This is a genomic window from Acidovorax sp. (genome assembly GCF_016783915.1).
Lineage (GTDB): Bacteria > Pseudomonadota > Gammaproteobacteria > Burkholderiales > Burkholderiaceae_C > Acidovorax.
On record NZ_JADHVT010000032.1, the window covers coordinates 1 to 21593 of the forward strand.

The window sequence follows — 21593 nt, forward strand, 5'->3', positions numbered from 1 at the left end:
GCCCTGGCCAGCCGCCAGTTTGCGGCGCGCTGGCCCACGTGGCGCGATGCTGTGAGGGGGCTGTCGGGCGGTGTGTTGCTGGGCTGGGGGGCAATGACCGGGCTTGGCTGCACCATTGGCACGCTGCTGTCCGGCGGCATGGCGGTTGCGCTGTCGGGCTGGGTGTTTGGGCTGGCCGTATTTTTTGCGCTGTGGGCAGGTCTTCAGATCAAGCGGCAGTGGCTGAGCAGGGGGCTACAGCAACGCTAAGAGCCTGTTGACGATCCTCTGGGAGATCGTCAACAGGCTCTAAGACCGCCGCGCAGGCCCATCCGATACACTGCGCTCCGCATGGACGCGCATACGAAAACGATGACCCTGATGGCTTGGCTCCGGCTGGCGGTGTTGGCCACCAGTGTGGGTGGCTGCGCTTATTCACCCCCTGCGCCGTTCATTGTTGTTGGCAACGAGAAGTCGGTATCCATCAACTGGGAAAATTCAACGCTGGGCCCTGACGGAGCCCTCAATGCGGCCGAAAAGCATTGCGCACGATATGGCCTGGGGGCAGAACTGTCGGCCCAGGTCAGTCGCTTTGAAGTGATCTACCGCTGCGTGTAAGCCCCTCGCTGCAGACGCGCAAGAGACTTCGGGCGCCAAAGCGCGCAGGTACGCAATGCACCTGCGCTTTCAGACATTTGGGGCCCGAAGCGCTAGAAATACCTGCCTGTAAAGCTATAAAAATAGTAGCTATTCACCGGCAGAGCGAAGCGACAGCCCCCTGGCACTCGCTCACTTGCCGCCCTGGATGTCACCCAGACACAAGTATTTGATCTCCACATAGTCGTCCATGCCATAGTGCGACCCCTCGCGGCCAAGGCCCGACTGCTTGACGCCGCCGAAGGGGACATGCTCGGTGGCCAGAATGCCCACGTTGGCACCGACCATGCCGTATTCCAGCGCCTCGGTCACGCGGAAAATACGTCCCACGTCGCGGCTGTAGAAATAGCTGGCCAAGCCAAACTCGGTGTTGTTGGCCGCGTCAATGGCCTCCTGTTCAGTCTTGAACTTGAAGACCGGAGCAAAGGGCCCAAAGGTTTCCTCGCGTGCGCACAGCATGTCGGCAGATGCATTGGCAACCACCGTGGGCTCGAAGAACTGCCCAGAGCCCAGCCTTTTCAGGCGCTGGCCACCCGCCACGATCTGACCGCCCTTGGCGATGGCGTCGTCCACGTGGCGCTGCACCTTGGCCAGCGCGGCTTCCTCGATCAGCGGGCCCTGGTTCACACCGGCTTCAAAGCCATTGCCCACCTTGGCCGTCTTGACCTTGGCGGCGAACTTGGCCACGAACTCGTCGTATACGCCTTCTTGCACATAAAAGCGGTTGGTGCACACGCAGGTCTGGCCCGCGTTGCGGTACTTGCTGGCAAAGGCGCCTTCCACGGCGCTGTTGATGTCGGCATCGTCAAACACCAGGAAGGGCGCATTGCCGCCCAGCTCCAGCGACATCTTCTTGACCGTGGGGGCCGACTGCGCCATCAGGATGCGGCCCACTTCGGTGGAGCCCGTGAAGCTGATGTGGCGCACCACGTCGCTCGCGCACAGCACCTTGCCGATAGCGATGGAGTTATCGCTGTCGGCGGGCAGGATGTTGAAAACCCCTGCCGGGATGCCTGCGCGCAGGGCCAGCTCGGCGGCTGCCAGGGCGGTGAGCGGCGTCAGCTCGGCGGGCTTGATGACCACCGGGCAGCCCGCAGCCAGCGCGGGCGCGACCTTGCGGGTGATCATGGCCAGCGGGAAGTTCCATGGCGTGATGGCCGCGCACACGCCGATGGGTTGCTTGAGCACCAAGAGGCGGCGGTTGTTGTCGAACTGGGGCAGGGTCTCTCCGTTGATGCGTTTGGCCTCTTCGGCAAACCACTCCACAAAACTCGCGCCGTAGGCGACTTCGCCCTTGGCCTCGGGCAGGGGCTTGCCCTGTTCGGCGGTCATGATGCGGCCCAGGTCGTCCTGGTTAGCCATGAGCAGGTCGTACCACTTGCGCAGGATGATGCTGCGCTCCTTGGCCGTCTTGGTCTTCCACGGGCCCCAGGCGGCGTTGGCGGCGGCAATGGCGGCCTCGGCGTCCTGCGGGCCCAGATTGGCCACGTCGGCCAGCTTCAGGCCCGTGGCTGGGTCGTTCACGTCAAAGCGGCTGCTGCCCGCCACCCACTGGCCGTTGATGAGGCCGTCAGTCTTGAGCAGCGTGGGGTCGTTGAGCAGGGCGAGGGGGGATGTCTTCATGTCCATGGGAGTGCTTCCGGGAGAGGTGACGAAACAGAGGGCGAGCAGAAAAGGGAAGGGGAGCAGAGCGGGTAGCCAACGACCCGCGTACATCTAGCCAAAGGCTAGCATGGACGGGGCTGCGCCATGCGTCGCCAAAGTGGCACCGGCAGCAGGGGCGTGGGTGCGGATGCCCGCACTGGTGAACACGGCCTGCGCCGTCATGCGCGCCGGCCCCGCAGCCACTCCAGCGCCAGCAACAGGCTGGTGGTGAAGAGGATGAGCAGTGTGGCCACGGCGGCAATGGTGGGCGAAATGTTCTCGCGGATGCCATTGAACATCTGGCGCGGCAGCGTGGACTGGTCGGCCCCGGCCAGGAAGAGGGTGACAACCACTTCGTCGAAGGAGGTGGCAAAAGCAAACAGCGCGCCGGAGATCACGCCCGGCGCAATCACCGGCAGCGTCACGCGGAAAAAGGTGTTGAGCGGTGTCTCACCCAGGCTCAGCGAGGCGCGCACCAGGTTGTGGTTGAAGCCCGCCAGCGTTGCCAGCACGGTGGTCAGCACAAAGGGGGCACCCAGGGCTGCGTGCACGATGATGAGGCCGAAGTAGCTGTCGGCCAGGCCCAGCGGCGCGAAGTACAGGTAGGTGGCTACGCCCACCACGATGATGGGCACCACCATGGGGGCAATCAGGATGGCCATGAGCAGGCCCTTGAACCGGAAGTCCGCCCGCGACAGGCCCACGGCGGCCAGGGTGCCCAGCACAGTGGCAATCAGCGTGGCTGCGGGCGCCACGATGAAGCTGTTGCGCGTGGCACGGGCCCATTCGGCCGACTCGAACAGGTTGCGGTACCACTTGAGCGACCAGCCGTGGATGGGGTAGGCGAGGAACGAGCTTTCGGAGAATGACAGCGGCACCATCACCAGGATGGGGACCAGCAGGAACACCAGCACGGACACGCTCAGCGCGCGCACGGCCCACCAGCCGAGCTTGTCGGCCAACGTGGCGTACAGGGGGAATTGGGGCATGCGAAACATGGTCAGCGACTTTCAGCTTTGGAGGGAGTGATCAGCCCAGACTCAATTCGGCTTTGCCAATGCGGCGGTACACGCCGTACAGCAGCAGCGTGGCAGCCAGCAGCAGGGCACCCAGCGCGCAGGCCATGCCCCAGTTCACTTCCACATTGGTGTAGCGGGCGATGTAGTAGCTCAGCATCTGGTCATCGGCCCCGCCCAGCAGCGCGGGCGTGACGTAGTAGCCAATGGCCAGGATGAACACCAGCAGCGCACCCGCGCCAATGCCGGGGTAGGTTTGCGGCACATACACCCGAAAGAACGCGGCAATGGGCGAGCTGCCCAGCGACACCGCCGCACGCAGGTAGGTGGGCGGCACGCTTTTCATCACACTGTACAGCGGCAGGATCATGAACGGCAGCAGGATGTGCACCATGGCAATCACCACGCCCGTGCGGTTGAACAGCAGCGCCAGCGGCTGTTCGATCAGGCCCAGGCCCATCAGGCCCCGGTTGACCAGGCCTTCGGATTGCAGCAGCACGATCCAAGCGGCCACACGCACCAGGATCGAGGTCCAGAAGGGCACCAGCACCAGGATCATCAGCACGTTGGCCGAACGCGCAGGCAATGAGGCCAGCCACCAGGCCAGCGGGTAGCCCACCAGCAGGCACACCAGTGTGACCACCAAGCTGATGTGGAACGTGCGCAGCAGGATGCCCCCAAAGGCGCGCTGCTCCTCGGGCATGCGCTCGACCTGGCCCAGTGCGTCGCGCTGCAGGTCCACCGATGCGAGCAGGTAGTCGGGCGTCCAGCGGGCGCCGTTCTTGGCAATGGCGCGCCAGAAGGGTGCCTCGCCCCAGCGGGGGTCGGCGCCCAGCAGTCGCTCCCTGATGGCGTCGGCAGAACCTTCAAAAGGCAGGTCGCGGTAGGCCCCCATCACCATGGAGCGTGCGCCCGGCACCTCGGAGTTGAGCCGGCGCGCCAGGGCGCCAGCGTCCGAACGGTCGGGCAGGCGGGCGAGATCGCCCACCAGCGCGGCGTAGGCCGCCGCCGGTGGTGCGTCGCGCCGGTCCCAGCCGTCCAGGGCACGCATGGTGCCGGGCAGCGCGTTGGCCACTTCGGGGTTCTCCACCGCGCGCTGCAGCAGCGCGGCAATGGGCACCAGCAGCGTGAGCAGCAGAAACACCAGCAAGGGCAGCGTGAGGCTGAACGCCCTCCATTTGCGCCGCACTTCGGCGCGGGCCAGGGCTTTGCGCAGCGCGCCGGGGGCGTGGCTGTCCTGTGCGCGGTGCGGGGCCATATCAGGGGCGTTCATGGCGATCACGCCGGAGTGGGCTTGCATGGTGGTGGGCTCTGTCAGCTGCTGGTGTGGGCTCATGGCTCAGGCGGGCGGGCGCAGGCTTACTGCGTGGCCCAGGCGGCAAAGCGCTTTTCCAGCGCCTCGCCCTGGTCTGCCCAGAAGCCCACGCTGAACTGCAGGGCCTCCTTGGCGTTGGTGGCCGAGGTGGGCAGGTCGTCCAGCACCTTCTTGTCCAGCGACGCCAGGGCCTTGGTGTTGGCCGGGCCATAGGCAATGTTCTGTGCATAGGCGGCTTGCTGTGGGGTCTGCATCGTGAAAGCGATGAACTTCACAGCAGAGTCCTTGTTGGGTGTGCCCTTGGGGATGGCCCAGTAGTCCAGGTCGTAGATGCCGCCGGGCCAGTAGATCTTGAGGTTGCGGCCTTCGCGATTGGCGGCGTCGATGCGGCCGTTGAACACCGTGGTCAGGGTCACATCGCCTGCGACCAGGAACTGGGGCGCCTGGGCACCGGCCTCCCACCACTGGATGTTGGGCTTGAGTTCGGTCAGCTTCTTGAACGCGCGGTCGGCGCCGTCCTTGGTGGCCAGCACCTTGTACACGTCGGCGGGCTTCACGCCATCGGCCAGCAGCGCAAATTCGAGGTTGTAGCGCGCGCCCTTGCGCATGCCGCGCTTGCCCGGGATCTTCTTGGTGTCCCAGAAGTCAGCCCAGCTGGTGGGTGGGGTCTTGAGTTTGTCGCCGTTGTAGGCCATGACGGTGGACCACACGAAGATGCCCACAGCGCACTCGTTCACCGCAGCGGGCAGCAGGTCGGCCTTGGGCACGATCTTGCTGTAGTCCAGCTTTTCGTACAGGCCTTCATCGCAGCCGCGCGCGGCGTCGGGCGATTCGACCTCGACCACGTCCCAGGTCACCTTCTTGGCCTCGACCATGGCCTTGACCTTGGCCTGCTCGCCGTTGTACTCCACGGCCACGATCTTGTTGCCGGCCTTTTCGTAGGGCTCGTAGAAGGCCTTCTTTTGCGCATTGGCGTTGGCACCGCCGAAGTTGACGACGGTGAGTTGCTGCTGCGCCATGCTGGGCAGGGCCAGGCAGGCAGACAGGGCAGCGCAGGCGATCAGGCTCTTGTTTTTCATGGTGCGGTTTCCTAGGGGTTGAGGGAGGGGGACGGGGAACAAAAAATGCGGTTCAGTGAACGTTGGGCGGGGCGTAGATGCGCACGGACTCCGTGGGGAACTCCAGCAGCACCGCATTGCCCGGCTCGGGGTGCGGGTTGGCGTCGGCGCGGGTCAGCGGCAGCTTGACGGTGGCTTGCGCCTGGCCGGCGCCGATGTCGCACATCAGGCGCAGGTGGTCGCCGTAATAGATGGCGCGGGCCACGGTGGCGCGCAGGGCGGGGCTCTGGGGCGCGGCGCTGGCGGCATGCAGCGCAATGCGCTCGGGGCGGATGCATGCCTCGGCCGGGGCGCCGGGTGCCAGGTGGTTCACATTGAGGCCGGGCAGGCGCTGGCCGTCAGGCAACTGCAGTGCCCACGCCGTACCACTGCCTTGCAGCGTACCGGTGATGACCGTGCTGTCGCCCACAAAGCCCGCCACAAAGCGGTTGGACGGGGTCTCATACAGTGACTCCACATCGGCCAACTGCTGAATGACACCTTCGTTGAACACCGCCACGCGGTCGCTCATGGTCAGGGCTTCGCCCTGGTCATGGGTCACGTACACAAAGGTCACACCCAGCTGGCGGTGCAGCTCTTTCAGCTCGATCTGCATGTGCTCGCGCAGCTGTTTGTCCAGGGCTCCCAGGGGCTCGTCCATCAGCACCAGCTGGGGGTTGAACACCAGGGCGCGGGCCAGCGCCACGCGCTGCTGCTGGCCGCCCGACAGGCGTGCGGGCAGGCGGTCGGCCATGCCCGACAGGCGGACCATGTCCAGCGCCTTCTTCACGCGTTCGGCCTGCTCGGCCTTGGGCACCTTGCGCACGGTGAGCGGGTAGGCCACGTTCTGCCCCACGGTGAGGTGGGGGAACAGCGCGTAGTTCTGGAACACCATGCCAAAGTTGCGCTTGTGCGGCGGCGTGCGCGTGATCTGCTTGCCATCGAGCAGGATGTCGCCCGCGGTGGGCGACTCGAAGCCGGCCAGCATCATCAGCGTGGTGGTCTTGCCAGAGCCCGAAGGCCCCAGCAGGCTCAGGAACTCGCCGCGCTGGATGTCCAGGTCCAGCGCACGCACCACAAGCTGTTCGCCGTCGTAGGTTTTTTGCACGCCGCTGAAGCGGACCAGGGGTTCTGCGTGGTTCATGGTGGTGGGGGCAATCAAGGGAGAAGGGATTCAGCCCACAGCTGCGAAGCTGTCGGCCAGGATGGCCAGGCCTTCGTGCAGCAGTTCGTCCGATGCCGTCAGGGGCACCAGGATGCGGATCACGTTGCCGTAGGTGCCGCAGGACAGCAGGATGAGCCCGCGCCGCGCGGCTTCGGCCACGACCTTTTTGGTCAGTGCGGCGTCGGGGCGGTGTACATCGCCGTTTTCAAACAGCTCGATCGCCACCATGGCACCCAGGCCGCGCACGTCGCCGATGGCGGGCACTTTGGCGGCCATTGCTTTCAGGGCACTGACCAGCAACGCGCCCATGTCCTGGCTGCGGGCCAGCAGGTTTTCCTGCTCGAACGCATCGATCACCGCCAGGGCTGCCGCGCAGGCCACCGGGCTGCCCGCATAGGTGCCGCCCAGGCCGCCAGCTGCAGGCGCGTCGATGACGTCAGCGCGGCCCACCACGCCCGACAGGGGGAAGCCGCCCGCCAGCGACTTGGCGGTAGTGATGAGGTCGGGGGCCACCGGCCATTGTTCGCAGGCGAACCACGTGCCCGTGCGGCCCGCGCCTGTCTGCACTTCGTCGGCAATCAGCAGGATGCCGTACCGTTCTGCGAGGGCCTTGAGGCCGGTGATGAACTCGGGCGGGGCCACATAGAAGCCGCCTTCACCCTGCACGGGCTCGACGATGAAGGCGGCCACGCGCTCGGGCTCGATGTCGTTCTTGAAGATCAGCTCCACCGAATGCAGGGCCTGCTCCACGCTCACGCCATGCAGTGCGTTGGGGAACAGCGCGTGGTAAGTCTCACCCGGGAACGGACCAAAACCCACCTTGTACGGAACGACCTTGCCGGTGAGGCCCAGCGTGAGGTTGGTACGGCCGTGGTAGCCGCCCGTGAAGGCGATCACGCCAGGGCGCTTGGTGTAGGCGCGGGCGATCTTGATGGCGTTTTCCACGGCCTCGGCGCCGGTGGTGAGCAGCAGGCTCTTTTTGGCAAACGCGCCTGGGGCCAGCGTGTTCAGGCGCTCACACACTTCCACGTAGGGTTCGTACGCCACCACCTGAAAGCAGGTGTGGGTGTACAGGTCCAGCTGGGCCTTGACGGCGGCAATCACGCCGGCGTGCAGGTGGCCGGTGTTGAGCACGGCGATGCCGCCGGCAAAGTCGATGAAGCGGCGGCCCTCCACATCCCACAGCTCGGCGTTGCGGGCCTTGTGGATGAAGAGTTCATGGGCCTGGCCCACGCCCCGGGCCACGGCGGCGTGGCGGCGGGTGAGGAGGGCGGCGTTGGTGAAATGGCGGTCTTGCTGCATGGTGTGGGCGGTGGCTGTGAAGGACAAAAAGAGGATGAAAACCAGGAATGGAGCGAATTCTGGAATCCACGCCACGACCCGTCCATGTACAGCGCAGCGCTGTTTGGCGCGCACTGTGCAGGTCTAGAATCCTGTACAGGCAATCCCTGATTTGGTGTGCGCCAACCCAGTGCACAATTCGCCGCCTTTTTTGCTCCCCTGATGCTCACTCTCAGCCCCGAACTCCAGACACCTCTGGTCAGCCAGATCGTCGATGGTCTGCGGGGGCTCATCGCCGGGCAGGTGCTCAAACCCGGCAGCAAACTCCCGTCCATCCGCGCTTTTGCCGCTGCGCACGGCGTGAGCGTGTTCACCGTGGTCGAGGCCTACGACCGCCTGGTGGCGCAGGGCTGGCTGGTGTCGCGGGCCAATGCGGGCTTTTTTGTGAAGCGGCGGGGCGACGAGGGCGCTGCGCCCGGCACTGGTGCGCCCGAGCGGGCCGTGCCCCGTTTTGATGCGCGCTGGTACCTCAAACAAATTTATGAAAACCGCAACCTGCCCATGAAACCGGGCTGCGGCTGGTTGCCGCACGACTGGCTGTTTGGCGATGCGGTCAAACGCAGCATGCGCCAGCTGTCGTCCGACGGGCCCGAGCTGGACGGCTATGGCCTGCCGCACGGCCACATGGCGCTGCGCATGGTGGTGGCCGAGTCGCTGGCCGAACACCATCTGGCGGTGGACTCCGACCAGGTGCTGCTGACCCAGGGCTCCAGCCAGGCGCTGGACCTGGTGGCGCGGTGCCTGGTCAAGCCCGGCGATGTGGTGTTGGTGGACGACCCCGGCTACCCCAACCTGCTGTTCATGCTGCGCTTTGCAGGGGCGCAGGTGGTGGGTGTGCCGCGCACCGCCGCCGGCTACGACCTGCCCGCACTGGAAGCCCTGCTGGCCGAGCACCAGCCCACGGTGTTCTTCACCCAGCCGCGCCTGCAAAGCCCCACCTGCTCGGTGGCATCGGTGGCGCACCTGCACCGGCTGCTGCAACTGGCCGAGCAGCACCACTTCATGCTGGTGGAGAACGACATCTACGCCGACATGGACCCCGGTGTGCGCCCCTCGCTGGCCAGCCTGGACCAGCTCAACCGCGTGATCTACCTGGGCAGCTTCTCCAAGACGATTTCGCCCAATCTGCGCACCGGCTTTCTGGCGGCGCGGCGTGACCTGCTCGACGAGCTGGTGCAGCTCAAGATGATCTCGGGCCTGACCTCGTCAGAGATCACCGAGCGCATCACGTTTGGTGTGGTGACGGATGGGCGCTGGCGCAAGCACCTCAAGTCCCTGCGCGAGCGCCTGGCCGAGGCGCACCGTACGGTGGGGCGGCGCTTGCTGAACCTGGGGTTCGAGCTGTTCCACGAGCCCGAGGCGGGCATGTACCTGTGGGCCCGGCACCCCGACCTGCCCGACAGTGCCGAGCTGTCGAAAGAGGCCACCGGTGCGGGCATCATGCTCGGGCCGGGTCAGCTGTTTCTGGTGGAGCCACGGCCTACGGGCTGGCTGCGGTTTAACGTGGCGTTCAGCCAGGACGAGCGGATGTGGCGCTTTCTGGAGCAGCGCATCGAGATGGGCCAGCAGGTGGCGGAACAGGGCAGTTCCCTGACCTGAGTACGCGGTTTGAAGCGTTTTGGGGCGGATGCGCTAGTGCAATATGCCTGGATTGCTATTAAATAGATAGTGATTGACGCAACTGCCCGTGGCCCGGGGGTGGTCTGGTCCATAGGGACCCTCTGCACGAATCACCGCGTCGTGTGCATCAGCGGGCTCGGGCGGTCTGCTGCGTTGCAAATACTCGCAATAGCTACGGCTATTGCTGCGTTTTGCGCCTTGCAACCCCTCCCGATCCGCTGCGCTCACTTGGCCAGCGAGATTCGTGCAGAGGGTCCCTAGCGGTCAATGATGCGCCGCGCAAAGCGCTCCAGGTACTCCATCAGCTGCTCCGCGCCCGCCACGGCCTGGGCCTCGTCGCCACTGGCAATGCCCTGCGCCAGTTGCATGTGCGCGCGGGCACCCTCTGACACCTCGCCCTCGTGCTGGTAGGCGTACCAGAAGCGGCGGCACTGCACGATGAGCGGTTGCACGCATTTGACGGCCGAGTGGTTCTGGCTGGCCTGGTGGGTGACGAGGTCCAGTTCATGGTCGGCCAGCATGTAGTCGTCGAGGTGGCCGCGCGCTGCGGCTTGCACCATGTTTTCCGCACAACGCACGATGGCCTGGCGCTGCGGCGCGGTGGCGCGGCGTGCGGCGTTGGAGGCCAGCAGGCGCTCCAGAACGCGGCGGGTCTGGATCACGTCCAGGTGGTCGGCCAGGTCGATGTGCGACACCAGCAGCCCGCGCCGGGGCTGCTGCACGATGAGCCCGATGGACACCATGCGCAGCAGCGCCTCGCGCACCGGTGTGCGACCCAGGCCCGTGCTCTCGGCGATCTCGGCCTCCACCACGGGGCTGCCGGGCTGCAGCTGCAGCGTGGAGATCATGGTCTCGATGGCGTCGTAGGCCACGTCCGCCGCGCGCCGCTTGGGCGCGGGGTCTTGCTGGGGGGAGGGGCGGCGGAGTGTCATCGGGCGTGAAGGACGTTGCGGGAGGCCGCATCTTATGGGATGCGGCCCCGGTGACCCTTGCGGACTGTCAGAGGCTTGCGCCCGCCTTGCGCAGCTCGGCAATCTGCGGTGCCTTGGGCAGCCACAGTTTGTCGAACTCCTGGATGATGCCGTCCGGGTTGAACGACGATGCCGTCTTGAAGGCAATGGACGTGCCCTTGAACTTCTCGATCAGCCCGGCCTCGGTGGTCACGATGTCATTGATCTGCGCATCCAGCGACTGGGCCGCCAGCTTGCGGATGATGTCCTTGTCCTTGGCATCCAGACCTTGCCAGATGCGGCCGGAGACCAGCGGAGCGAACGGCATGAACAGGGCGTTCATCTGCAGCAGCGTCTTGGCCACCTTGTCGAAACGCTGGTTCCAGGAGAACTCGATATCCGCCTCCAGCCCATCGACCTGGCCGTTGCTCATGGCATCAAACACCTGCGGCGTGGGGATGGGCGTGGGCGCTGCGCCCAGCATTTGATAAAAGTCGCGGTACACGGGCGTGGGGTTGATGCGCAGCTTCATGCCCTTGATGTCGGTGGGCACGCTGATGTCCTTGGTGGAGAACACGGCGCGCATGCCGGTGATGCCCCAGCCCAGGCCAATGGTGCCGGTCTCGCGGGGTAGCGCCTCCAGCAGCTTGGTGGCGGCTGGGTGCTTGACCAGCTTGGCCACGGCGGGCGTGGAGCGCACCAGGTACGGCGCATTGATGGCCGCGATGCTGGACACGCGCGAGCCCAGCTCGGCCGCCTGGATCCAGCCCATGTCGAGAGCACCGGACTGCAGCTGCTGCATCATGGCCGCCTCGTTGCCCAACTGGCCCGAGTGGAAGACGGTGACGCTCAGGCGCCCGTCGGTTTCCTTCTTCAGTGCCTCGCCAAACTGCAGTGCGGCGCGGTTCCAGGAGTGGCCTGCGGGCGTGATCAGGCCCAGGCGAAACTCCTTGGCGTCGGCGGCACGCACCAGCGCTGGAAAGCCCAGCCCCGTGACGGTGGCAGCGGCCACGGCGTGGCGCTGGATGAAATGGCGGCGGGTGACAGTGCTGGTGTTGGCAGGCTGGTTCGTCATGGTGAACTCCGTGTGAAAGAACGTTGGGAGGGAGACGGATCTGTCGGACGGCATGCCCCGCTACTTGAGCAGGCCGAGCGACAGGCTGGGGAACAGCGACAACATCACCAGCGCCACGCAGCTGATGATGAAAAACGGCAACGTGACGATGAACATCTTTCCGGGCTTGGCCCCGGTGACGGCTGACGCGACAAAAAAGCTCAGGCCCACGGGTGGGGTCATCAGCCCCAGCACCAGGTTGACGACGATCACCACACCAAAATGGCGCGGGTCGATGTGATAGACCTCGGTGGCAATCGGCAGCAGGATGGGCGCGGTCATGATGAGACCGGGGATGCCGTCGATCACCGTGCCGATGACCAGCAGGATGACGTTGGTGAGCAGCAAGAAGGTGACCGGGTCGTGCGCCACGGTCTGCACCCAGGCGGCCACCATCTGAGGCACCTTGCCGTAGATCAGCAACCACGAGAACACGGCCGCTGCCGCCACCAAAAACAGCACGATGGCGGAGTAAATGGCTGAGCGCAGCAGGATGGCGGGCATGGCGCTGAACCGGAACTCCTTGGTCACATAGCGCCCCACCAGCGCCGATACCAGCGCACCCACGGCGGCAGATTCGGTCGGGTTGGCCAGGCCACTGAGGATGGAGCCCACGATGATGATGGGGATCAGCAGTGTGGGGCTGGCTTGCACCACGGTGCGCGCGCGCTGGGCCAGCGTGCGCTTTTCGCTGCGCGGGTAGTTGTAGACAAAGCCCATGAGCGCGATCACGACAAAGAACAGCACGGTGAGCAGCACCCCGGGCAGGATGCCTGCAATCAGCATGTCGCCCACGGCCACCTGGGCCAGCACGCTGTAGACCACAAACATTACCGAGGGCGGGATGATGGGCCCCAGCATGCCGCCGTACACCGTGAGGCCGGCCGCAAAGGTCTTGTCGTAGCCCTGCTTTTCCATCTCGGGCACCATGACCTGCGACATGATGGCCACCTGCGCGGTGGCCGAGCCGATGATGGACGACACCAGCATGTTGGCCAGGATGTTCACGTAGGCCAGCCCCCCTTTGACCGAACCGATGAAGGCCATGGACAGGTCCACCAGCCGCCGCGTGATGCCGCCGCTGTTCATGATCTCGCCGATCAGGATGAACAGCGGGATGGCGATGAGGCCATAGCTGTCCACCCCGCCGAGCATCTGCATGGGGAACGACTGGAACAGCACCGGGCTGCCGATGCTGAGGATGTACACCGCGCCCGACAGGCACAGGCATACGCCGATGGGCACACCCACCATCAATGCGGCGAGGAAAAACAGGGTGGTGATCATGGTCGGGCTCTGGTGGGTTTTGCGGGCGCAGGGGCGTTCAGTTCACGGCGTCGGCGTTGACTACGTCGAAGCCCGCGTGCTGCACACGCTCTGCAGCGCCCATGTCTTCGAGCAGGTTGGCCAGTGCATGCACGCTGAAGGTGGCCGAGAAGATCGGCAGGATGAGTTGCAGCACCCAGGTGGGCCAGTTCAGCGTCTGGGTGCGCTCGGTGTAGATGAAATTGAAGCTCTCGGCCGCAAACTCCTTGGCGTCAAAGCCGTAGCGCGCAATGCCGATGGGGTCCATCCACACCCAGCACATCACCAGCATGGCCAGGCCAAACAGCAGCACGCCGGACGTGGCCACCACCTTGAATGTCTTGGCGCCCAGCGCGCCGAGGTGGTCGGTCAGCATGGTCACGGCAAAGTCCATGCGCAGCCGCGTCATGACCGAGGCGCCCACAAAGGTCAGCCAGACCACCGTGTAGACCGCCGCCTCGTCAACCCAGTAGATGGGCATGCCGGTGTAGCGCGTGACCACGTTGAGCAGGATCAGCAGCACTAGCAACGTCATGAGGGCGGTGAGCAGATGCCGCTCCATGCGCAGAACCTGCGTGGACAGCGCAAGCACCCAGCGGACGGGAGCGCGGGGCGCCGGAGATTGCGGGGCGGGTGGACTGTTGGGCGTGGGCATGATGGGGTTCCTGGGGAGGAGGCGCGGCGATGAAAGAGAAAGCCTTGTGCCTTTTAATATCTAACAAATATATTTAAAAGCAAGATGGATGCCTGCTGGGTGCGGGTAAGCCCTGAAAGGAAGGACGGGGAAAAACGGCTGCGCGCGCGTCAGCCCGAGGGAGTTGCGAGCTCGCGCTGAGCGCTGGTGGTGGGCGCGGGCGTGCAGGCTGCCAGCGTGCCAATGCGTGTGGGCGCCAGCAGATGCCGTGGGGGCGCAGGCGTCCAGCCAAAAAGGTGCTGGGTGGCCGCGCCGCAAATGCGGCCCTGGCAGGCGCCCATGCCACAGCGGGTGTGGAGCTTGGCCTCGATCCAGCCGTCGCGATCGGCCAGTGCAGCGTAGGGCACGTCTTCGCAGCGGCACACCAGGGTGCCGGGTTGCGCCAATGTCTTGAGTGTTTCGTTCAGCGGGAAAGAAGCCTGCAGCATCTGCGCAAAGCCCTCCCAGCGTGCCAGTTGCGGGCGCAGCGCCTGGGCCTGTTGCACCTGTCCCGCTGCCACATGTCCTGCCATGGCGCCCTGAACCAGTGCACGTTCGCTGCCGCCAAAGCCGGTGGCTTCACCCGCGGCGAACACACCGGGCACGCTGGTGCGCATCTGTGCATCGACAGCCAGGCCCTGGCCACCGCTCAGCGGCCCGCCCAGTGTGCAGCCCAGCATCTGCCCCAGGTGGGTGTTGGGCACCAGCCCGAACCCGCAGGCCACGCGGTCGCAAGCCATGGTTTCTTCGGCGTGTTGGCCTTTGCGCAGCCTCACTGTTTGCACCTGCGTGGTGCCTTGGACTTCCAGCACATGGCTGCTGGCGCGCAACTGTGGGTGAAGCAGCGTGAGGGCTTGCAACGCCTTGGCAGGCCAGCGCGGCAGTTGCGCTGCAAAGCCAGCGAGCGCGCTCCACGGCGCCTGCTCGGCCACGCGCACCACGGTGGCACCCGCTTTGTTGGCGGTGGCGGCAGCGGCCAGCAGCAGAGGGCCTGTGCCTGCAATGACGATGCGCTGGCCGCGCACGTCGAGCCCTGCCTTGATGAGGGCCTGCAAGGCGCCTGCACCCGTCACACCGGGCAACGTCCAGCCCGGAAAGGGCAGCAGCAGCTCGCGGGCTCCGGTGCACAGGATGATGCGGTGGCTGTGCTGGGTCCAGCCCCGGTCTGCGTCTTCCAGCAGCAGGGTAGGGGCCTTGTCGCTGGGTTGGGAATCACCCAGGCCCACCACGCGGGTGCCAGGCAGCAGGCGGATGTTGGTGTGCCGGGCCAGCGCCGCGCGGTGCTGTTGCGCCAGGGCGGGCAAGACCACCTGGGGGCCGTCGCGCCAGATTTGCCCACCGGGCTGCGGGTTGTCGTCCACGATGGTGATCGCTGCCCCGCTGGGCGCGGCAGCGAGGGCGGCCGCCAAACCTGCAGGGCCTGCGCCGATGATGAGGATGTCGCAGTGCTCGTGCGCCGAGTGTTGCTCGGTCATGGATGGGGTCACGGGCTGGTTCATGGCGTGGCGCTCCCGGGTGCTGTGCCGACATCGGTATGAATCGACATGCCGTCGGTGCAGACCGTCTGGCACGCCAGGCGTGTGCGGCCGTGGATGCGGACCCGGCATTCGTGGCACACCCCCATGCCACACAGCGGTGCCCGCGCCTCGCCGGTGACAGAGGTGCGTGTGGTGCCTGGCGTTTGCTGCGCCAGGGCGGCGGCGACGCTGGTCCCTGCGGGCACCTGCAGGGGGGTGCCATTCACCACGATGTGCACCAGGGCGGGTGTTCTGGATGGGGTCATGGTGTGCTCAGGCCCGCAAAGCGGGCAGGTGCATAGGGCGTGGGGTCGATCGCAGGCGTGCCTCCTGCGATTTGCGCGGCCAGCAACTGTGCGGTGGCCGGGGCAGTGGTCACGCCCAGCCCTTCATGGCCCACGGCCAGCCATAGGTGCGGGTGTTCGGGGTGCGCGCCAATCAGAGGCAGGCTGTCGGGCGTGGCGGCGCGAAATCCGGTCCAGGTGCGAATGGCGTTGAGGTCGGCCAGGCCCGGCAGGTAGTCGAGTGCACGTTGCAGCATGCGCGCCATGACGGCGTTGTTGACAGCGGGATCGGTGGTGTCGAACTCGCGCGACGAGCCGATCAGCAACTGCCCTGTGGGCCGGGGCTGCACGTTGAAGGCCACCGAGGTACCGTCGCTGTGGTGCGCGCTGGTGATGTAGCCCAACTCCACCAGCTGGTGGTGCACGGAGCCTGGGTAGCGGTCGGTGATGACGAGGTGGCCCTTTTTGGGGCGCAGCGGCAGGCCGGGACACAGCTGCGGGGCCTGGATGCCGCTGGCCAGCACGATGGCGCCGGCGCTGCGCTGGCTTCCGTCGCGCAGGGTGACGGTGTGGCCGTCGATCTGCATCGCTTCAGCCTGCTCAAACACAAAGTGTCCGTGGGCTGCGGCCTGGTCCAGCAGCCACTGGGCTGCGCGCGGGGCATAGACCACGCTGTCCCCCTGCACCTTGAGCGCACCCGCCAGACCGGGGCGCAGTGCGGGTTCTGTGCGGGACAGGGCGGCCGCGTCGAGCATGTCGCAGGCGATGCCGTGCGCTCGCAGGGTGGTGCGTTTGTCATGTGCCGCCTGCAGTTCTGCATCGTTGGCAGCCAGCCAGAGCGTGCCGCAGGCGGTGAAAGCGCAGCCTGCGTCCATATGGGGCGCCCAGGTGTGCCAGAGGTCCAGTGATGTCTGGCTCAGCGCCAGTTCAGCCTGGTTGTCGTCCATCACCACCAGGTGGCCCATGCCTGCCGCCGTTGCGCCGCCGAGGCGCGCATCGATCACACGCACCGAGAGCCCGGCCTGTGCGAGGGCGTGGGCGCAGGCGGCGCCCACGATGCCGGCGCCAATGACGAGAACGTCGGTGTGTTGCATGGCGCGCGTGTGTTTTTGGACGAGCGGCGGATTACAGCCGGATGCCCCAGCCAAAGGGGTCGCTGTCTTCGATGAGCAGTGTGGCCTCGGCGCTCATGTGTGCCCGGCCACGCAAGGTAGGGATGACCTTGCCATCTTCCTGCAGCGTGTAGCTGGCCTCGAAACGGCTGCAGATGATGCTGGCTTGGCGCCAGATGGCTCCCGGTGCCAGCTTGCCGTCTGCCGCCAGGCAGGCCACCTTGGCGCTGGTGCCCGTGCCGCAGGGCGATCGGTCATACGCCTTGCCGGGGCACAGCACGTAGTTGCGACTGTCGGCGGGGTCATCGGCCTGGTCGTCGTTGGCAAACAACTCGATGTGGTCGATCTCACCGCCGTTGTCGCCCCGAATGCCCTGGTCTTTGAGGGCTTGCTGCACGGCGCAGCTATAGGCCATCAACGCCTCCAGGTTGTCACTGGCTACACGCTGGCCGTGGTCAGAGATCAGGAAGAACCAGTTGCCGCCCCAGGCCACATCGCCCACCACGCGGCCATAGCCGGGCACGTCCACCGCCAGCTGATGATGCAGCCGGTAGGCCGGCACGTTGCGCACGCTGACAGAGCCATCCGTGTGCAGTGTGGTGGTGACGGTGCCCACCGGGGTTTCGATACGGTGCTCGCCAGGGGTGATGCGGCCCAGGTAGGCGAGCGATGCGATCAGCCCGATGGTGCCGTGGCCACACATGCCCAGGTAGCCGCTATTGTTGAAGAAGATCACGCCCGCTGCGTTGGCGGGATCTTGCGGTGCGCAGAGCAGCGCCCCCACCACCACGTCGCTGCCACGCGGCTCCAGCACGGTGGCGGTCCGCCAGGCATCGTGACGCTCGGCCAGCAGCGCACGCCGTTCGGCCATGGTGCCGGTGCCCAGGTCCGGGAAACCGTCGATGACAAGCCGGGTCGGCTCGCCGCCCGTGTGGGAGTCGATCACGTGGATGCGTTGCATGGTGCTGTGGTGGTAGTGGAGTAGGGCGCTCAGTGTCTCAGGCGACAGACTGGTATTTTGTAGGGCGCGTGGCCAGGGCCTTGCGCACCACACTCTCGACAAATGCGCGTTCGTCGCCCACCAGGGGCAGGCGGGGGCGGCGCATGTGTTCGGTGCCCACACCCACCAGCGCATCGATGAGCTTGAGGTTCTGCACGAGCTTGTTGGACACATCCAGGTGCAGCATGGGCGTCATCCACTGGTAGAGCGGCAGCGCCTCGGCAAATTTGCCCGCTTTCATCAGGTCGTACAGCGCCACGGTTTCGCGCGGGAAGGCGCAGCCCACGCCGGCCAGCAGGCCGTCGCATCCCAGGGCCAGGCCTTCGTAGGCCAGGTCGTCCACGCCCAAAAAGAGCTGGTAGCGGTCGCCCACGGTGTTGCGCAGGTCGGTGATACGGCGGATGTCGCCGGTGCTTTCCTTGATGGCGGCGATCCACTCGCAGTCGGCCAGCTCCACCATGTGCTCGGGTTTCAGGTCCACGCGGTAGGCCACAGGGTTGTTGTAGACCATCAGGGGGCGCTGGGCGGCGCCCGCCATGGCGCGCACATTGGCCATGGCCTCGCGGGCGTCGGCCACGTAGATCACCGAGGGCATGACCATATAGCCGGCGACGCCGAGCTTGTTGCCGCCGTCGATGTAGCGCAGGGCCTCGCGGGTGCTGGTTTCGGACACGTTGGCGAGCACTGGTACGCGGCCGTCAGCGGCTTCGAGGGCGATCTTGGCAACCTGGAGCTTTTCCTCCAGTGTGAGGGTGCTGGCTTCGCCGAGAGAACCGCAGGTGACCAGCCCGTGGATGCCGTTGCGGATCTGGAAGTCGATGTGGCGGGCTGTGCCCTCGGCGTCGATGGACTCGTCGGCGTGGAACTTGGTGGTGATGGCGGGGAAGATGCCTTGCCAGCGGGGTTGTGGGTTCACGAGGGGCTCCTTGGATCGGTGGGTGGGTTGCGGTTATTAATATATTAACAAGATATTTAAAGCGCGCAAGCGGATTTTTCCGCATCCGTTGGCGCGTGGATCGGAGGCGTCTGTCCCCGCCCTGTCGCCCTCCCGCCACGGACCGCCAGACTGCAAACCTATAATGAAAGGTTGGTCCCCATAGGGGCAGCGACAGGCAGCGCGCAGGCGCGGGTCCTGCGGCCTGCCTGCTGCGTGCAACCACTCCACAACACCATGAGCACTCCCACTTTTTCTGTCGCTGACATCCGCAAGTCCTTCCTGGACTTCTTCGTCTCCAAGGGCCACACCGTGGTGCCGTCGAGCCCTCTGGTGCCTGGCAACGACCCCACGCTGATGTTCACCAACTCGGGCATGGTGCAGTTCAAGGACGTGTTCCTGGGCACCGACAAGCGCTCGTACAACCGGGCGGTGTCGGTTCAGGCCTGCCTGCGTGCGGGTGGCAAGCACAACGACCTGGAAAACGTGGGCTACACCGCGCGCCACCACACCTTCTTTGAAATGCTGGGCAACTGGTCGTTTGGCGACTACTTCAAGCGCGAATCGCTCAAGTGGGCCTGGGAGTTGCTGACCGAGGTCTACAAGTTGCCGCCAGAGCGCCTGCTGGCCACGGTCTACCAGGAAGACGACGAGGCCTACGACATCTGGACCAAGGAAATCGGCTTGCCGCCGGAGCGCGTGATCCGCATCGGCGACAACAAGGGCGGCCGCTACAAGTCCGACAACTTCTGGATGATGGCCGACACCGGCCCCTGCGGCCCCTGCAGCGAAATCTTCTATGACCACGGCCCGCACATTGCAGGCGGCCCTCCCGGCAGCCCCGATGAAGACGGCGACCGCTTCATCGAGATCTGGAACAACGTGTTCATGCAGTTCAACATGGACGAGACGGGTGCCGTGACCCCACTGCCCGCACCCTGCGTAGACACCGGCATGGGCCTGGAGCGCCTGGCCGCCATCCTGCAGCACGTGCACAGCAACTACGAGATCGACCTGTTCGACTCGCTCATCAAGGCCGCCGGGCGCGAGACCGGCGTGACGGACCTCAACAACAAGAGCCTGCGCGTGATCGCTGACCATATCCGCGCCACCGCGTTTTTGGTGAGCGATGGTGTGATCCCCAGCAACGAAGGCCGTGGCTACGTGCAGCGCCGCATCGTGCGCCGTGCCATCCGCCATGGGTACAAGCTGGGCAAGAAGACCCCGTTCTTCCACAAGCTGGTGGCCGACCTGGTGCGCCTGATGGGTGACGCCTACCCATCCCTGCGCGAGCAGGAACAGCGCATCACCGAGGTGCTCAAGGTGGAAGAAGAGCGCTTCTTCGAGACGCTGGCCAACGGCATGGAAATTCTGGACACGGCCCTGGACGGCGGTGCCAAGGTGCTGCCCGGCGACGTGGCCTTCAAGCTGCACGACACCTACGGCTTCCCGCTCGACCTGACCAATGACGTCTGCCGCGAGCGCGACGTGGAAGTGGACGAGGCCGGCTTCAAGACCGCCATGGAAAAGCAGAAGGCCCAGGCCCGCGCGGCCGGCAAGTTCAAGATGGACAAGGCGCTGGAGTACACCGGTGCCGCCAACCAGTTCACCGGCTACGAGCACCTGGCAGCGACTGCAAAAATCGTAGCAATCTATGTAGATGGAACAAGCGCTGCAGCCCTGAAAGCCGGCCAAAACGGCGTGGTGGTGCTGGACACGACCCCGTTCTACGCCGAAAGCGGCGGCCAGGTGGGTGACGAAGGCGTCATCACCAGCGGCTCGGCCCGTTTTGCGGTCGGCGACACGCTCAAGATCAAGGCCGATGTGTTTGGCCACCACGGCACGCTCGAAGAGGGCACGCTGAACGTGGGTGACACGGTGCAGGCCCAGGTGAACACCGCCGTGCGCGCTGCCACCATGCGCAACCACTCGGTCACGCACATCATGCACAAGGCCCTGCGCGAAGTGCTGGGCAGCCATGTGCAGCAAAAGGGCAGCCTGGTCAATGCCGACCGCACGCGTTTCGACTTCACCCATAACGGAGCCGTGACGGCGGCCGAGATCCGCGAGATCGAACGCCGTGTGAACGAAGAAATCCTGGCCAACCAGCCCACGCAAGCGCGCGTGATGGACATCGAGTCGGCCCAGAAGACCGGCGCCATGATGCTGTTTGGCGAGAAGTACGGCGAAACCGTGCGCGTGCTCGACATCGGCACCAGCCGCGAACTGTGTGGCGGCACACACGTGCAGCGCACGGGCGACATCGGCCTGTTCAAGGTGGTGGGCGAGGGTGGCGTGGCTGCCGGCATCCGCCGCATTGAGGCCGTGACTGGCGCCAACGCACTGGCGTACTTGCAGAACCTGGAAGACACCGTGAACCAGGCTGCCAGCACCCTCAAGGCGCCGGTGGCCGAGCTCAACGGCCGCATCAGCCAGGCGCTGGACAACGCCCGCGCGCTCGAAAAGGAAGTGGCTGCCTTGAAGGGCAAGCTGGCCTCCAGCCAGGGTGACGAACTGGTGAGCCAGGCGGTGGAGGTGAAGGGCCTCAAAGTGCTGGCTGCTGCGCTGCCGGGTGCCGACGCCAAGACCCTGCGCGACACCATGGACAAGCTCAAGGACAAGCTCAAGACCGCTGCCATCGTGCTGGCCGCCGTGGATGGCGACAAGGTGCAGATCGCTGCAGGCGTCACCACCGACAGCGTGGGCAAGGTCAAGGCCGGCGAGCTGGTCAACTTTGTGGCCCAGCAAGTGGGTGGCAAAGGCGGCGGCAAGCCCGACATGGCCATGGCCGGCGGCACCGATGCCTCCAAGCTGCCAGCGGCGCTGGCTTCGGTGACAGGCTGGGTCACGCAGCAACTGGGCTGATGTAC

At 65.7% G+C, this 21593-nt stretch carries 19 protein-coding genes; 4 read left to right on the plus strand and 15 right to left on the minus strand.

Annotated elements, in window-relative coordinates; all coding sequences use genetic code 11:
* Both ISS20_RS08770 and ISS20_RS08775 read left to right on the plus strand, forming a co-directional pair.
* Window positions 1-249: YeeE/YedE thiosulfate transporter family protein (locus tag ISS20_RS08770; protein WP_291435697.1), on the plus strand; the 249-nt coding region annotated here is incomplete at its 5' end.
* 111 nt (window positions 250-360) lie between these two features.
* Window positions 361-597, plus strand: a complete 237-nt coding sequence (locus ISS20_RS08775; protein WP_291435699.1) for a hypothetical protein — start codon at window positions 361-363, stop codon at window positions 595-597.
* A gap of 171 nt (window positions 598-768) precedes the next feature.
* Here the strand turns inward: ISS20_RS08775 and ISS20_RS08780 are convergent, their stop codons facing one another.
* The 6 genes from ISS20_RS08780 to gabT all read right to left on the minus strand — a co-directional run bounded on the left by ISS20_RS08780 (window position 769) and on the right by gabT (window position 8175).
* On the minus strand, window positions 769-2265 hold the full coding sequence (locus ISS20_RS08780) for an NAD-dependent succinate-semialdehyde dehydrogenase (protein WP_291435701.1): 1497 nt from the start codon (window positions 2263-2265) through the stop codon (window positions 769-771).
* A gap of 194 nt (window positions 2266-2459) precedes the next feature.
* A complete protein-coding gene (locus tag ISS20_RS08785) occupies window positions 2460-3278 on the minus strand; it encodes an ABC transporter permease (RefSeq protein ID WP_291435702.1) in 819 nt (272 codons plus the stop codon).
* Between the two features lie 31 nt (window positions 3279-3309).
* Complete coding sequence (locus ISS20_RS08790; RefSeq protein ID WP_116750417.1) at window positions 3310-4554, minus strand: ABC transporter permease; 1245 nt, start codon at window positions 4552-4554, stop codon at window positions 3310-3312.
* 101 nt (window positions 4555-4655) lie between these two features.
* Window positions 4656-5690 carry an ABC transporter substrate-binding protein gene (locus ISS20_RS08795; protein ID WP_291435704.1) on the minus strand — a complete coding sequence of 345 codons (1035 nt, stop codon included), beginning with the start codon at window positions 5688-5690 and terminating at the stop codon, window positions 4656-4658.
* A gap of 52 nt (window positions 5691-5742) precedes the next feature.
* Window positions 5743-6852: an ABC transporter ATP-binding protein gene (locus ISS20_RS08800; RefSeq protein WP_291435705.1), complete on the minus strand. Its 1110-nt coding sequence runs from the start codon at window positions 6850-6852 to the stop codon at window positions 5743-5745.
* Between the two features lie 30 nt (window positions 6853-6882).
* Window positions 6883-8175, minus strand: coding sequence for a 4-aminobutyrate--2-oxoglutarate transaminase (gabT, locus tag ISS20_RS08805; RefSeq protein WP_291435707.1), 1293 nt, complete (start codon window positions 8173-8175; stop codon window positions 6883-6885).
* Between the two features lie 201 nt (window positions 8176-8376).
* Between gabT and ISS20_RS08810 the strand changes: the two genes are divergently transcribed.
* Window positions 8377-9813 carry a PLP-dependent aminotransferase family protein gene (locus tag ISS20_RS08810; protein WP_291435710.1) on the plus strand — a complete coding sequence of 479 codons (1437 nt, stop codon included), beginning with the start codon at window positions 8377-8379 and terminating at the stop codon, window positions 9811-9813.
* Window positions 9814-10091: 278 nt separating this feature from the next.
* Here the strand turns inward: ISS20_RS08810 and ISS20_RS08815 are convergent, their stop codons facing one another.
* From ISS20_RS08815 to ISS20_RS08855, 9 genes are all read right to left on the minus strand, one after another.
* Window positions 10092-10766 carry a GntR family transcriptional regulator gene (locus ISS20_RS08815; RefSeq protein ID WP_056744569.1) on the minus strand — a complete coding sequence of 225 codons (675 nt, stop codon included), beginning with the start codon at window positions 10764-10766 and terminating at the stop codon, window positions 10092-10094.
* 67 nt (window positions 10767-10833) lie between these two features.
* Window positions 10834-11859: a TRAP transporter substrate-binding protein gene (locus ISS20_RS08820; protein ID WP_291435715.1), complete on the minus strand. Its 1026-nt coding sequence runs from the start codon at window positions 11857-11859 to the stop codon at window positions 10834-10836.
* A gap of 60 nt (window positions 11860-11919) precedes the next feature.
* A complete protein-coding gene (locus tag ISS20_RS08825) occupies window positions 11920-13185 on the minus strand; it encodes a TRAP transporter large permease (protein WP_291435717.1) in 1266 nt (421 codons plus the stop codon).
* Between the two features lie 37 nt (window positions 13186-13222).
* On the minus strand, window positions 13223-13858 hold the full coding sequence (locus tag ISS20_RS08830) for a TRAP transporter small permease (protein WP_291435719.1): 636 nt from the start codon (window positions 13856-13858) through the stop codon (window positions 13223-13225).
* Between the two features lie 149 nt (window positions 13859-14007).
* Complete coding sequence (locus tag ISS20_RS08835; RefSeq protein ID WP_291435720.1) at window positions 14008-15375, minus strand: FAD/NAD(P)-binding oxidoreductase; 1368 nt, start codon at window positions 15373-15375, stop codon at window positions 14008-14010.
* Window positions 15372-15632 (minus strand): 2Fe-2S iron-sulfur cluster-binding protein, encoded by a 261-nt coding sequence (locus ISS20_RS08840; RefSeq protein WP_291435768.1) that lies wholly within the window; start codon window positions 15630-15632, stop codon window positions 15372-15374. The genes ISS20_RS08835 and ISS20_RS08840 overlap by 4 nt, the downstream gene beginning before the upstream one ends.
* Window positions 15633-15655: 23 nt before the next feature.
* Window positions 15656-16771, minus strand: a complete 1116-nt coding sequence (locus ISS20_RS08845; protein ID WP_291435722.1) for an FAD-dependent oxidoreductase — start codon at window positions 16769-16771, stop codon at window positions 15656-15658.
* 31 nt (window positions 16772-16802) lie between these two features.
* Entirely contained in the window at window positions 16803-17750 is a 948-nt protein-coding gene (locus tag ISS20_RS08850) for a 4-hydroxyproline epimerase (RefSeq protein ID WP_291435724.1), read from the minus strand.
* 37 nt (window positions 17751-17787) lie between these two features.
* Window positions 17788-18705 carry a dihydrodipicolinate synthase family protein gene (locus ISS20_RS08855; RefSeq protein WP_055398099.1) on the minus strand — a complete coding sequence of 306 codons (918 nt, stop codon included), beginning with the start codon at window positions 18703-18705 and terminating at the stop codon, window positions 17788-17790.
* 255 nt (window positions 18706-18960) lie between these two features.
* Between ISS20_RS08855 and alaS the strand changes: the two genes are divergently transcribed.
* Entirely contained in the window at window positions 18961-21588 is a 2628-nt protein-coding gene (gene alaS / locus ISS20_RS08860) for an alanine--tRNA ligase (RefSeq protein WP_291435728.1), read from the plus strand.
* Window positions 21589-21593: the final 5 nt, after the last annotated feature.